At 27.8% G+C, this 14,022-nt stretch carries 15 protein-coding genes; 7 read left to right on the forward strand and 8 right to left on the reverse strand.

What is annotated here, in order from left to right:
• Nucleotides 1-198: 198 nt before the first annotated feature.
• The gene (locus K324_RS0109710; protein ID WP_026748943.1) at nucleotides 199-831 is read left to right on the forward strand and encodes a hypothetical protein; all 633 of its coding nucleotides are present in this window, start codon (nucleotides 199-201) and stop codon (nucleotides 829-831) included.
• A gap of 286 nt (nucleotides 832-1,117) precedes the next feature.
• On the opposite strand, the gene K324_RS14815 is transcribed toward K324_RS0109710, so the two are convergent.
• Genes K324_RS14815 through K324_RS15280 form a run of 3 tightly spaced genes read right to left on the reverse strand, consistent with a single transcriptional unit; the run spans nucleotide 1,118 to nucleotide 3,046 of the window.
• Nucleotides 1,118-1,534, reverse strand: a complete 417-nt coding sequence (locus K324_RS14815) for a hypothetical protein (protein ID WP_146996602.1) — start codon at nucleotides 1,532-1,534, stop codon at nucleotides 1,118-1,120.
• A gap of 5 nt (nucleotides 1,535-1,539) precedes the next feature.
• Nucleotides 1,540-2,256 carry an ATP-binding protein gene (locus tag K324_RS0109720; protein ID WP_051354441.1) on the reverse strand — a complete coding sequence of 239 codons (717 nt, stop codon included), beginning with the start codon at nucleotides 2,254-2,256 and terminating at the stop codon, nucleotides 1,540-1,542.
• A complete protein-coding gene (locus K324_RS15280; protein WP_051354442.1) occupies nucleotides 2,246-3,046 on the reverse strand; it encodes a hypothetical protein in 801 nt (266 codons plus the stop codon). Before K324_RS15280 ends, K324_RS0109720 begins: the two co-directional genes overlap by 11 nt.
• 136 nt (nucleotides 3,047-3,182) lie before the next feature.
• Between K324_RS15280 and K324_RS15285 the strand changes: the two genes are divergently transcribed.
• The 6 genes from K324_RS15285 (at nucleotide 3,183) to K324_RS0109755 (ending at nucleotide 8,134) form a co-directional block, all read left to right on the forward strand.
• Nucleotides 3,183-3,551 carry a helix-turn-helix domain-containing protein gene (locus tag K324_RS15285; RefSeq protein WP_051354443.1) on the forward strand — a complete coding sequence of 123 codons (369 nt, stop codon included), beginning with the start codon at nucleotides 3,183-3,185 and terminating at the stop codon, nucleotides 3,549-3,551.
• A gap of 71 nt (nucleotides 3,552-3,622) precedes the next feature.
• On the forward strand, nucleotides 3,623-4,429 hold the full coding sequence (locus K324_RS0109735) for a phospholipase D-like domain-containing protein (protein WP_026748945.1): 807 nt from the start codon (nucleotides 3,623-3,625) through the stop codon (nucleotides 4,427-4,429).
• A 156-nt stretch (nucleotides 4,430-4,585) separates the two neighbouring features.
• Nucleotides 4,586-4,813 carry an ImmA/IrrE family metallo-endopeptidase gene (locus tag K324_RS16635; RefSeq protein WP_026748946.1) on the forward strand — a complete coding sequence of 76 codons (228 nt, stop codon included), beginning with the start codon at nucleotides 4,586-4,588 and terminating at the stop codon, nucleotides 4,811-4,813.
• Between the two features lie 193 nt (nucleotides 4,814-5,006).
• The gene (gene yhdJ, locus K324_RS0109745) at nucleotides 5,007-5,900 is read left to right on the forward strand and encodes an adenine-specific DNA-methyltransferase (RefSeq protein ID WP_036095601.1); all 894 of its coding nucleotides are present in this window, start codon (nucleotides 5,007-5,009) and stop codon (nucleotides 5,898-5,900) included.
• A gap of 20 nt (nucleotides 5,901-5,920) precedes the next feature.
• Nucleotides 5,921-7,003, forward strand: a complete 1,083-nt coding sequence (locus K324_RS0109750) for a hypothetical protein (RefSeq protein ID WP_026748948.1) — start codon at nucleotides 5,921-5,923, stop codon at nucleotides 7,001-7,003.
• A 75-nt stretch (nucleotides 7,004-7,078) separates the two neighbouring features.
• Nucleotides 7,079-8,134, forward strand: coding sequence for a tyrosine-type recombinase/integrase (locus tag K324_RS0109755; RefSeq protein ID WP_026748949.1), 1,056 nt, complete (start codon nucleotides 7,079-7,081; stop codon nucleotides 8,132-8,134).
• A 66-nt stretch (nucleotides 8,135-8,200) separates the two neighbouring features.
• Here the strand turns inward: K324_RS0109755 and K324_RS0109760 are convergent, their stop codons facing one another.
• From K324_RS0109760 to K324_RS0109780, 5 genes are all read right to left on the reverse strand, one after another.
• A complete protein-coding gene (locus K324_RS0109760; RefSeq protein WP_051354444.1) occupies nucleotides 8,201-8,944 on the reverse strand; it encodes an epoxyqueuosine reductase QueH in 744 nt (247 codons plus the stop codon).
• Nucleotides 8,945-9,079: 135 nt separating this feature from the next.
• Nucleotides 9,080-10,288 carry a pyridoxal phosphate-dependent aminotransferase gene (locus tag K324_RS0109765; protein ID WP_026748951.1) on the reverse strand — a complete coding sequence of 403 codons (1,209 nt, stop codon included), beginning with the start codon at nucleotides 10,286-10,288 and terminating at the stop codon, nucleotides 9,080-9,082.
• 75 nt (nucleotides 10,289-10,363) lie between these two features.
• Nucleotides 10,364-11,329: an N-acetylmuramoyl-L-alanine amidase gene (locus K324_RS0109770; RefSeq protein WP_026748952.1), complete on the reverse strand. Its 966-nt coding sequence runs from the start codon at nucleotides 11,327-11,329 to the stop codon at nucleotides 10,364-10,366.
• Between the two features lie 35 nt (nucleotides 11,330-11,364).
• Nucleotides 11,365-12,021, reverse strand: coding sequence for a hypothetical protein (locus tag K324_RS0109775; RefSeq protein WP_026748953.1), 657 nt, complete (start codon nucleotides 12,019-12,021; stop codon nucleotides 11,365-11,367).
• A gap of 2 nt (nucleotides 12,022-12,023) precedes the next feature.
• Nucleotides 12,024-14,006 carry a tetratricopeptide repeat protein gene (locus K324_RS0109780; RefSeq protein ID WP_026748954.1) on the reverse strand — a complete coding sequence of 661 codons (1,983 nt, stop codon included), beginning with the start codon at nucleotides 14,004-14,006 and terminating at the stop codon, nucleotides 12,024-12,026.
• Between the last annotated feature and the right edge of the window lie 16 nt (nucleotides 14,007-14,022).

Consider the following 14,022-nt stretch of genomic DNA (forward strand, 5'->3'; position numbering starts at 1 on the left):
CATTAATTAATCATTTGAATAATTTAAATTATTAAATTATCTATTTTGTTATGCAAAAATTTACATAAATTCTTCAAAAAAAATTTTTGCTTTTTTTTGAAAAAAAACTTGACATTATATAGTTAGTCTTTTTATTTTTATTGTTATTAATTAATTTTTATGATATTATCTAAGTAATAAAATACTGGAGGTTTTTTTATGTTAAAATATTTAGGTTCTCTCTTAACATCCGCTTTCGCTACTTCAATAATGGTTGTACTTGTTGATAAGGGATTCTCTTATTTCCTTAATCGAAACATTTCCTTTAGGGAGGAAAATAATCAGGTAAAAATACATAACATTATTGACGGCTACCATAATTTTATGGCTTTACTGCCTGAAATCTTTAATCATATAGGCTTCATCTACAATACGCTATCCCAGTACAAATCCATAATATTAGATAAGGATATGTATAATTTTCATCGTAAGAATGTAGGAGATCCTGATGTTGATTATCTAAATCATCTTACCAAAAATTTATATAGTCTTGATTCCATTATAAAAAAAACTGATAAATTTTCAGCAGATTTATTATTTTTTGACAGAAAATCCTTTAATGCCTATACTGATTTTTGCACCTATATTTTAAATGGTGAAAATGCTAAAAATATTAATTATCAAGAAATTAGCAAAGAAAAATTAATCATCTTCTTAAAAATTTTCTCTAAAAACTTTTCCTTGAAAAAAGATTATGATTTTCACAATTTAAACTGGTTTACCGATATGTTAAGATACAATACTGTCATTCTTGATAAATCACTTGTTGAAAATAATGAAATAACCCGTTAGAAATACTATCATTATCAGCAATATAACAGGATAATATAAATATTTACTTTTTTCTTTAGTTACGAAAGTATATACTAAACCAAAAATAAATAATATTATTCCTGTTGCCGCTAAGTAAATCAGAGTATTTATATATGTCGTTCTGTCCATTTCTTTTTCTCCGTTTCAAATCTAATTTCCTAAACTATACTCTTATATGTTCTCAAATCAATTTTAAGGGGGTAATTTTACTCTCAAATCAATTTTTGGTATAAATGGTTGCCTATTACATAAAATTCTCTTAAAATCAAAATTTAAGTGTTTTAGATGTATTTTCATTTTTTACCCTCTCTTCTGAATAATCATAAATTTTTTCTAATACTGCCTTTTCTGGTATTCTTCCCTTTATAAATCTAAATCCTCTTTCTAGCAGTTCCTTTTTTATAGTTGAATGAATTTCTTTGGCTTCCCATTCTTTTATTTTAAATTTTTTCTCCAAATCGTTAATTGTTAAAAATTTTTCATCATAATATCTTTCCCTAAAAAATTTTCTCCAAATTTTTGCACGAAAAATAATATAACTCTTTTTTTCTTTTTTATTAATTTCTTCAAGTTCCTGATTTAATTCTTTTATAATTTTATACGCTGTCTGTAATGATATTCCTGCAACTATAATTAAATCTTCAGGAGAAAAAACTACATCTGAATGTGTTATTTTACGCATTTTTATCATCCCTTATTCCAAAATTCTTCAAATAATTTCTTTCCTATTTCCCTTCTTCTGCTTTCCCACACAAATTCCAATGTATCCAATCTCTCACGAAATCTATCTATCAAAGCATCATTTCCTTGAGTATCCATAAAATCAGCAATTTCTTCTTTTTCTAAGTTTGTTGATATAATAATACATTTTTCTTTTTCATAGAAAAAATTAAATATTGTATATAACTTTGACTTTCCCCAAGTTTCTGATATATTTTCCTTTCCCAAATCATCCAGTATTATTAAATCTGCCTCAAGCAAGTCCTTAAAGACTTTTTCCTCAGTTAGATTATTAAAATTATTGAAAGTTGACTGGATTCTCTGATAAATTCCATTTAAAGTTGTTCTATAGACTTTATAATCATTTTTTAGCAACTCATTGAAAACACATAGACTATAAAAACTTTTTCCTGTCCCTACTTCTCCACAAAGATACAATCCTAAGCCCTTACTTTTCGCTTCCTTAAAATGTCTGCAATAATATTCGAGCCTGTATTTGATTTCATTCTCTTCTTCTGATAAAACTTCTGATTTTTCAAAAGTCTTCTCCCACCAGTTTGCAGGCAGATTAGAAATTTTAAGAAAATATTTTATTTTCTCCTTCAATTCCTGTTCCCTAAGTTCCCTACTGGCTTCCATTGCTTCCCTTAACCTGTCATTGTTCAATTTATTATTAGAATCCATACTCCTTTTTTGCTCCTGCCGATTTTGCAATTTTTGCACTTTGTCTTTTGCCATTTGACTTAATTCCATCATAATAAGCTCCTTCCAGTATCTTTATAAACTTTTCTTCATTTAGAAAATCATCAAACGAAATTTTCCAATTAGACTTTTCAGTTCTTCCAAGAAGAAAGTTTATGTTCTTTATTTTCATCATAGTTTCTATTATCTCCTCTTCAGTATACTTCTTAAGTAATTCAGATAATTTTTTCTTCCTATTCTCTGTAAAAGATTTAATTATACTTAACTCACATTCATTTGCTAATTCATTCCATTTTTCCATAAAGAGAGAATAAGTATTTAATAACTTAGTATTTAATTCTTTAGTACTTAATGTATTAGTCTTTAATTGTGGTTGATTTTCAACACTTTGGTTTTCAACATCTTCATTTTCAAGATGTTGATTTTCAACACCTTGATTTTTGCTATCTTGCTTTTTTTGCCTTTTTTCAATGCTAATAGGAACTTCGTATATATTGTATTCGTATTCTATTTTTTTTCTGTCTGAATCTGGATACAGTTTTTCTATTCTCAAATATCCAAATTCTTTCAATTCATCCAAAGCATTCCTAATAGCCAACCTGTTTTCAACACAAATAGAAATTAATCCTTTGATTGAATAATCCCAATCTTCTGGTAAACTTAACATTAGTGTCAATAATCCTTTTGCTTTTAAAGACATTTTCCTTTCTTTTAGATGAATATTTGAAATAACTGTAAAATTTTTATTTTTATTTATTCTAAATGTAGACATCTATCCACCTTTCTTTATTGTATTAATTAAAATACTATAAAATAATAATTTTTGAACTTATAAAGTGCTTTTTTTCATCTTATTGTACTTTTTTGTTAATATATGGTATAATTTATTAATTTAAAGGAGCTTCGTTATGAATAAAAAAAATATTGGAGAAAGAATATTAAGTTTAAGACTTAAATTTAATATAACACAAGAAGAACTTGCTAAAAAATTAAATATTAAAAGACAAACTATACATAAGTATGAAAATAATATTATTAAAAATATAAAATATGAAACTGTCGTAAAATTAGCTAAAATTTTTAATACTACTCCTGAATATCTTTTAGGCTTAGATGATAATGAAAATGAAGATATTATCATTTCTCAAGAAAAACTAACTAAACATAATATGGCTTTTTTCAAAGCCAAAGATATTAGTGATGAGGATAAGAAAAAAATGATTGAATCAATGCAGGAGTTTTATTATAAGCAGAAATTAGAAAAAGATAAAGAGTAATTTTTAATAATTATTTATAAAATAGTACAAAGTAACTATAAAAAGGGGGAAAATCTGATAAGGAGAGTTCGATGAAATACATATTTGATGATTTTGTTACATACTATAAATTTGTGTTAGATAAAAAAATATCTAGAAATGCTGATATTGAAAATCAAGTAGATGTTTCAATGCAAAAGGAAATTTTGAATAAACTAAGCCAATATACAAAGAACAAAAAGGAACTAATTGATTTATTTCCTGAGATTTTGAATTTTAATTTTTCTCCAAGTCCTAATAATTATAAAATTAGTTGGATAAGTGGATATAATATTGGAAAAAAAATAAAAGAAGATTTGAATAAATTGAAAATTGGAGAAGAATTTTATATTATATCCCCATATATTGGTGATAATGATTTTTCCGACTTATCCACTATAATTATGTCTTTAATAGAAAAAGGTGTACAAGTAAAAATATTAACCACTTTTGAATTACAAGATAACAAAAAAGAATTTTTTAAAAAATTTATAAAATTCAACAAAAACCAAAATGCCTATTTTTTGGTTTATACTAACGGAAGAACTACAAAATTTACCGATAAGAAAATAAATTTTTATATTATTGAAGGTATCAATTTACATAGTAAAATTTATATAATCAACAACACTATCTATGTCGGTTCTAGCAATTTTACAGGAGATGGATTTTACTCAAAATTAGAAACTATCAATAGAGCTGAATTTATCGGAACTAATTCAAAAGAAAATGTTAAAACAATTTTTATAGAAAAACTTGATTTATATAAAGAATTTTATAATACTTATTATTCTTCAAATTTTGAAGACTGTCAAGAAATAGGTAAACAAATATATAAGCAAAAAAGTGTAAAATCGTAACCTACCTTTATTTTTCTATAAAATTTATTTTTCTCACATATGAGAAAATCAAAAATTGTATTAAATATTTATATAAGTAAAAACTATATGAAATAAAAATAAATTGTTGTATTATTATTTATGGAAAACTACATAAAGGAACAAATAAAAATTTTAATGCTTCTTCATAATACCAAAGATATTTATTTTTTGTGTAGACACTATAAAATTCATATATTATACAATAATTTTGTTTTAAAAGGCTCTTTTTTTATTGATGAAAATAACACAAATTTTATATTTTTGAAAAAAGGACTTTCTCCTCAAGAAGAAATTGATATTCTAATACACGAGTTTGGACATTTTATATTGCACAGACAGTATTTATTAAATCGGAGAGGCTGATAAATATAATCATTTAATGGAAAAAGAAGCTAAGTTATTTGTAAAATATTTTAAAAATTATAAATTAAAATAACAAAATTTGATTTTCCCACGTGTGAGAAAAATTACAACATCATAATGAGGTGTTAAAAATAGGAGTTTATAAAGATAAGATACTGAATGAAGAATTAATTATTAAAATAAAGGGAGAAAAATGGAAATATTAAATATATTTAAAAATTTATCATTTACAAAAATGTATAACAAAAATGCTATGGCTGTACTAGGAGACTGTTTAGATATTTTACGTTCTATTAAGGATAACTCTATTAATCTTATTTTTGCTGATCCACCATATGGCATTGGAAAAAATTTTGGTAATGACAGTGATTTTTTTAAAAATAAGGAAGAATACTTTGAATGGGCAAAAAAATGGATAGATGAATGTATGAGAATCTTAAAAGAAGATGGAACAATGTATTTCATGACTTCAACTCAATTTATGCCTTTTCTCGATGTATATGTTGATAATAATTATTACATAATCAACAGAATTATATGGGCTTATGATTCCTCTGGTGTACAAGCCAAAACTAAATTTGGCTCTTTATATGAACCTATTTTGATGGTTACCCATTCTAAAAAAAGCAAATATACGTTCAATTATCAAGATATTTTAATTGAAACCAATACTGGGGCCAAAAGAAAATTAATTGATTACAGAAAAACACCTCCACAACCTTATAACACTAAAAAAGTTCCTGGAAATGTTTGGGATTTTAGCAGGGTTAGATACAGAATGGATGAGTATGAGAATCATCCCACACAAAAACCAGAAGAATTGCTTAAAAGGATTATTTTGGCTTCAAGCAATGAAAACGATATTGTTTTAGATCCTTTTAGTGGTTCTTTTACAACTTCTGCTGTTGCTCTAAAATTAAATAGAAAAACGATAGGAATTGAAACTAATTTGGAATATTTTAAAATAGGATTGAGAAGACTAAATATTACTGATGAATACAACGGTGTCAAACTTGAAAAAGACAAAAGTAAAAAAACAAAAAATAAATCAAAAAAAGATCATATTTCTGAAACTCAAATTATATAGATTGAAAAAAGGAGTATTCAATGAAAGACTTTATAAAAGACATATTATTTCAATATTTTCCTAATGATTATTTATACATTTATGAAAACAGTCCCTTAATCAAATATTTAGATTCTAAAATGGGGGCTGTATATGGAAATTCTAAAACTAGACGTAATTTAGGTAATATATATGCCATATATTCTATTTTATTTTATTATAATCAAAATTTTTTTAATAATCCTGAAGAATATAGAAACTTTGAAGGCTATGAATTTACTCTGTTATTTAATTTTTGCAGAAGTCTTTATGGTGGAAGCAAATTGCAGAATCATGCACTTAATTCACGAGTTAATGGAGAATTTAAAAATAAAATTGTAAAAGAAAATGATAATGATTTAATTATAATAAATTCAGGAAATTATTTATTGCATATTGATTATTTATACGTAAATGATACAAATAATCTGTCTTATGACATAAGTAGAGTTGCTATTGAAATAATACAAAAATATATAGAACTGCTAAAAGAGAAAGATTCTCAATTAATAAAAAAATTAGAAGAACTGATGTCTATTGGTATTTATCCTTTTAAAATAATAAAAATTTCAGAACTGCTCACTGAAAATGCGGAAGCTAGAATTTTTGAAATAATTTCATATGCTATTTTAAAAAATCATTATAAAAATACAAAAATATATATCGGATATTCTCCTGATCAATTAGAGGAACAATATTTAACATTATATAAAACGGGAAGAACTAATGCTAACGATGGTGGCATTGATTTTGTTATGAGACCTCTTGGAAGATTTTTTCAAGTTACAGAAGTGAACGATTATGGGAAATATTTATTGGATATTGATAAAGTTTTACATTTTCCAATTACTTTTGTGATAAAAACTGAAAAACCTAGGTTCGTAATTCAAAGTGAGATAAACAATTATATAAATTTTAGATCGAGTGGAATGAAAGTTATTCAAAAAAGATATATTCAAGCTATTGAAGAAATTATAACCATAAACGAATTAAAGGACTGGTTAAATAATTTGGATAATGAAGCAATAGATCAATTAATAAAAGACATTGATTTTTATTATAAATTAGAATTGAATATTTTATAAAACTATATTTTCGATTATAATAAATGTAGTTCTATATTTTCTCAAGTGTGGGAAAATCAATGCGAGGTGTTAAAAATGGGAGTTTATAAAGATACTGAACGAGGTACTTGGTTTGTTCAGTTATGGTATAAAGATATTTTTGGTAATAACAGGAAAAAGAAAAAACGAGGATTTAAAAGACAATCAGATGCTAAAAAATGGGAAGTTGAATTTATTAACTCTCTTTCTTTAACTTCAGACATTACTTTTGGTAACTTATACAAAGAATTTATTGCTGATTTTAAAGTTAGAGCCAGAACATCAACTGTAAAAACTAGAAAATTAATTGTATATAAACACATTTTACCATTTTTTGAAAATTTTAAGATTAGAGATATTACACCTAAGATTATTCGAGAATGGCAAAATATGTTATTAAATCAGAACTATTCTTTAAATTATTTGAGAACTATTTCTCAGTTGCTTTCATCTATTTTCAAATATGCTGAAAGATTTTATAACTTAAAAAATAATCCTTATAAAATAAGCGGTCCAATTGGAAGTACTGAAAGAAAAAAGGAATTTAATATATGGACAGAAGAAGATTTTTCTATTTTTATAAAAGAGATTAAAGAGCCTGTTTTTAGTATTGCATTCAAAATTTTATTTTTATGCGGATTGAGAGTTGGCGAACTATTGGCACTTACATTTGAAGATATTAATTTTAAAACCAATGAAATTGATATTAACAAAACAATTTCAAGGGACATTACTGGAACTACAATTGCTCCTCCCAAAACAAAAAATTCAATTCGTACCATTTATTGCCCTGAAGATCTTGTAAAAGAAATTGAAAATTATAAAAATTCTTTTTATGAATTTAATGAAAAAGAGAGATTATTTCCTTTTTCTTATGATGCTTTACGAAGAAGACTTGTTTCTATTTCTAAAAAATGTGATTTAAAACAAATAAGAATTCACGACTTTAGACATTCGCATGCTTCTTATCTTTTATATAAAAAAGTCGATATTGCAGCCGTTTCAAAAAGGCTAGGACATAAAAATATAAAAGTAACTTTAGAAACTTATGCTCATCTAATACCTAAATCAAATGATTATTTACAGGAAGTATTAGATGATATTTGTTTTTAGTCTTAAATTTGCCCCCAAATTGCCCCCACAAAGCAAAAGGAGAGATTTTAAGAATCTCTCCAACCCCTATTTATACTCATTCAAGTCAATCCCCTGATCCATCGCAGCAAACACGCAGCCACAATAACACTGCCTATACACATCATATTCTGCACACATATCTATCGAACGTTTATATCCGTTATTTTTCTTAAAGTCGGATGGAAGATATTTTACGTCAAAGATTTCCTGAATTTCCAGCCCCAACGTGTTTATTAATTGGCTATTCTTATGCGGGCTTAACGTCAAGGCACTTCCAAAATAGTCAAACCCCAATTCCTGAGCCTTTTTTGCCACAATGTCAAGCCTCATCTGAAAACAGACTGTACATCTTGCTCCACCCTCTTTTTCCTTTTCCAGCCCTTTCACAGCCTTATAAAAGTCCATCGGCTTATACTCATCCTCAATAAATCCAACATTATTTCCAGTACGCTCATTAAACTTTTTGATAAATTCTTCCTGCACTAAGGCTCTTTTTTCATATTCTGCCTTCGGATGAATGTTGTTATTTGCAAATAATACTGTTACATCTGCATACTGTGTAAGAAATTCCAATGTATATGTGCTGCAAGGAGCACAGCAGCTATGAATCAGTATTTTGGGACGAATATGTTTATTTCCCCAATCTGAAATCAACTTTGTCAAAATTGTATGATAATTGATTTTCTGGTTAGGATTCATTCTTTCCAGAATTTCCTTTGCGTTTTTTATATCCCTTTCAATATGGCTTTCTGTACTTTCCGTCTGTTCAATATTTTCATTGTTTTTCATCAAATTAATTTCTCTCCCATTTTTAAGCTATGTTCAAATCCTTTTAAATTTATTATAAAATTAGACTTGCTTTCATAATCACAAAAAAATTCCATAATTTTGAATTACTAAACAAGTCTACAAAAATTTTAAAAACTATTTTCTTTTATTGTATTCTTCCAATGACTTTTTTAATACCTTCATTCCATTTTCAATTTCAATCAGGTTATGTGTGCAGAAAGAAAATCTTGCTTCCTTCGTTCCTTTTCCTGGCGTTGTATAAAATCCAGGCCCTGGTGCAAATGATAATGTCTGATTTTCATATCTAAATTCTGTTAATAGCCAGATTGCAAATTTTTCAATATCATCTACTGGAAGTTCTGCAATCAGGTATAGTGCACTGCTTGGCTTGTACGTTACAACTCCTGGTATTTTTATGATATTGTTATAAATCATATCACGTCTTACTTTATATTCTAACTTCGTATTGTCAATGTAAGTATCCAATGTATTAATTAAGTTTGTACTTGCATATTGCTCAATTGTTGATACTGACAATCTTGCTTGACAGAATTTTAGTGCCTGTGCCAGAAAATCCTCATTTTTTGAGGCAATAACTCCGATTCTTGCTCCACATGCACTGTAATGTTTTGAAATACTGTCAACTAGAATTACTCTGTCTTCAATTTCGGGAATTGACATAAATGACTGATAACTTTTTTCAATTTCCTCATCATAAATAAACTGTCTGTAAACTTCATCTGTAATAATATACAAATCATGTTTTATTGCAATATCCTTTATCAATTCCATCTCTTCCTCTTTAAACACAATTCCTGTTGGATTGCTCGGATTTGAAAACATTATTGCCTTTGTCTTTGGAGTGATTAATTTTTCAATTTCTTCTCTTTCAGGTAAATGATAATGATTTTCAATGGAAGTTTCAATTGGAACCAATTTTGCATCGGCAATTCTCAAAAAACTGTCATAATTCGTATAATATGGCTCAGGAACTAAAACTTCATCTCCTGAATTGCAAATTGTCTGAAGTGTAATCTGAATAGCTTCACTTCCACCTTGAGTAATCAATATATTCTCAGGCAAAATATCAATTCCCACTTTTGCATAAGATTTTGAAAACGATTCCCGCAATTCCATTATTCCGGCCGAATTTGTATATTTAACAATTTTTTCCTTATAATTATTCAATCCTTCAAAAAACGTATCTGGCGTTTCCACATCAGGCTGTCCTATATGTAACTGGTACACTTTCACACCAGATCTCTTAGCTTCATCAATGTACGGCACTAATTTTCTAATTGGTGAATAGTGCATGTTCAAAACTCTGTCTGAAAATTTTTTCATCTTGTAATTTTCCTTTCCTTACTGTAAATTTTTTAAATATAATTTTTAAAAAGGGGCAAATTACCCCTTAATTAATTATTTATTATTATATTTTTCGTTTAATGCCTTTAAGATTGCAAAAGTTTCCAAATCAAGTTTCCCATCATATTTTGCTGGCCTGAAGTGATACTGGAATACCTTTATTACATTTTTAGTTTGTTCATCCCATCTTCCTGTTGCATTGATGGAATATCCAAATTTACTAAATTCTGCCTGCACAGTTGCGGCTGGCAATGTGTTCCAGGTGCTTGCATATTCGCTTTCATATGCTGATTTTCTATCATTGTCATACCACATTCCCAAGTTATATTTTTTGTATAATTCTTCCCATGGGAATAATGGACCCGGATCAGGCTTTCTTTGAGGGGCGATGTCTGAATGTCCTAAAATATTTGTTGCGGGAATTTCGTACTTATCAGCCAAATATCTTACAAGAACTGCCACTTCCTTAATTTGAAAATCTCTAAACGGCTCAAAATTTCCACTTACATTTCCATTATTAACAATTTCAATCCCAATTGAACTGTCATTTAGATTTTTACTTGTTTTCCATTCACTTGCTCCAGCATGCCACGCCCTTCTGCTTTCATCCACGAGTGAATAAACTGGATCACTCTTTTTATCCGAAATTAAATAATGGGCACTTACCTCATCAGTTGTCAAGACTCGAAGAGAGCTATCCCTGTTCAACGCTGTATAATGTAATATTATGAATCTTTGTCTATAATTTTGCCCTTTTGATGTATAAGAAGAATCCACTGTTATTGAACCTGCTGAATTTCTGACTGTCTGAGTTCCACCTCTTCCTGCCTGATTATTATTGTTACCACTATTATTGCTGTTACCAGTCTGTTCTTTTATTACTTGTCCATTTCCATCAATACGTATATCTATTGATGGTTTTTTCACATCATTGGAAACATCTTTGTTATGGGCATTCAAAATACTTCCGACTGACAATATTGATGCCAGTAATAATAATTTTGTTATATTTTTTTTCATTACATTTGTCCTCCTTCTATTTATTTATAGTAAAACTATTTAATATTTTCAAGTTCTGGATTATCAGTTTGTTTAAAACTGTATTTTATAATGTTCTTTAAAAGAATATAATAAACAATTGCCAAAATAGCGATAATAATTCTCATGATAGCTGTAATATTTGCATCAAAGTCCAGCCAAATCATTACTGAAACTCCCATATTTAATACTGAAATGGAAATTAAAAATACATTTCTTCTGCTTACTGCAATAAAAATAAATACTATTGTTGAAAAAATGAATAGAACTCTTGTCCCACCAAAAAATAAAACATACGAATTTACTGTTGAAACAACATCATTCATATACGGCGAACTTTGTAAAATAACACGTGAAATATTTACACAGATTAAACTTACTAAAAATATTGAAAAACAAATCAGTAAATCACGTATATCCTTTCTTTCCTCCAGTTCAACAGCTTCTCTGCCTTTCCCATCCAAATTATTGCTAATATTTCTGTTTTCCAAATAAAAAACCGAATAAAGCAACATAATCCAGAAAAGCACTTCCACAATCCCAAGCCACAGTGTTATTTGAAAAATTCTGTCATTTGTATATTCGTGAAAAATAGAATTATAGAAATTGTAGTTTACAAGGATGTAAAAAAAGGATATTATTATTGCCAATATTTTTTTATAATAAAAAAACATAGTTATTCTCCCGAAAATTTATTTATCCAGCTCAAATAATTTGAATCTGTAATATTCAGAGCTTCTATATTTGCCTGAAAATTAATGTCATCATCATAGATTTTGAATATAATTGGTGCAAGTATTTTTAGTGTCTGTGTCTCAAAAATACCATGAATATTCATACTATAAATGATTGGCTTCTGGAATTTCAGCAACTGGCTGTTTGTCTGTTTTATTTCGTACAGAAGCTCCAGCAAGTTGATTTTTTTCAAGTCGTTATTTCTATCTTCCAGAACTACGTCAATCTGATCAGAAAGTAATTTTTTGTACCGCCATGACTGGTGTTCCTTATGAACCTTGCTTTGAATTAAAAATTTCATTTTAGGTGAAAATAAAATCAAATTATCCAAATTTTTTTCATATTTTATTGCAAAATCCCTTTCAAAAAAACTGCTTACTGATTTTAATAAATCATTTTGAACATTATAAATTGTATTTTCATCATAAATTTTATTAATCAAACTTGATTTTTGTTCATTAAACGTATCATACAAATAAATCTCAATCTCATATTTTTCAACATTAGGCATTTTCAGAATATTTCCTGCCAGCACAAAATTCAAATTATTATTTTGCTGTCTTATTAACTTCATATAATCCGTACTGTATCGCTTTTTCGACACAAATAAATTTTCATTGTTATAGGCAATTGCCAACTGATAATTCAAATTTGTCTTGTAATGTAAATTTTCATTTAAGTGCAAAGGCAACGATACTGCAAGATTTTCAGCCAGTTCCGATTTTTCTCCAATCGAGGTAAATGTCAAAATAAGAATATTTGGTTTCACACGTCTATTTTGATTCAGCATAAATTCAGGATGATTAAATTCATAGTACCACAACGGCTTATTTGTCGAGAAAAAGTGATTTGCTGTATTCACCTGTTTATCCTTACTTTCCGCCTTCACCTTTAATTTCCAGAAATAATCCTCATACTGCATAAACTTCTTATAATGCTCTATCCAAGGAAATTTTGAAGTAAATTTACAAAGTTCCAGCCCTTCTTTATACATATTTTTTACTTTATAATACTTTAATACATTTAAAGCAGTGTGGGCATTATGATTTTCAGGATTGTAATATGCCAGAACATATTGCTTAAATTCGTCATAAAGCTCGTTCAAAATATAAATACTTGACGTAATGTACATTACTTCCGAATTGTAGCCAGACTCCTTCAAGGCTGTTATCAAGAAATAATTTCCAGTTTCCTTGTCGCCCTTTTTGAAATAAACAATCGCCTGCATCATTTTCGCCCGCCAGTTTCCTCTTATTTCAGAAAGTTTTTCCATTTTATTTTCATATTCACTACTGCTTCTTTTTTTCACAATATCAAAATATTTTTTGAATGCTGTTGCAGAATTTGGATTTATTTCCAACGCCTCGTAATATTTTTTCTCAGAATCCGCTGCCCTTCCACAAAGCTCCAACGCCTCAGCATAAGCTATACAAAGTCCTTCCGTCATATTATTAATATTCAGATTTTTTTCATACAGCTCAACCGCATTCTGATAAGCACCTGTTCTCACATGATAAGTTCCAAGCAAAATCAGCTTTCTCTCAAAATCCTCATCAGCCGCATAAAATCTTAGCACAGCTTCCTTTATTTCAGGATAGACTTCCTTTGAAAAAGCGTCCTGTATTATAGGATATAACCCGTCCATATTGCTCCAGTTCTTCCTTACAGATGGATACAATTTTTTATTAAGCCAGTCCTTTTTGGGCATTTTAAATTCTTTTCCAAATTCATCATAATAGGAAATTTCCTTAAAATCATCTGAATAGCTATTATTTTCCATAAGTTCTGATTCACTATTTACAATATCATAAATTTCCCGTCTAATTTGACGATTAGGCTGATTAGTATTTATATTATTCTCATTTATTTCCTTATTTTTATTTCTCTTTTTATCAGAAGATTTAAAAAAATCAAAAATCCCCATACATCCTCCTATCTAA

Source organism: Leptotrichia trevisanii DSM 22070 (genome assembly GCF_000482505.1).
GTDB lineage: Bacteria > Fusobacteriota > Fusobacteriia > Fusobacteriales > Leptotrichiaceae > Leptotrichia > Leptotrichia trevisanii.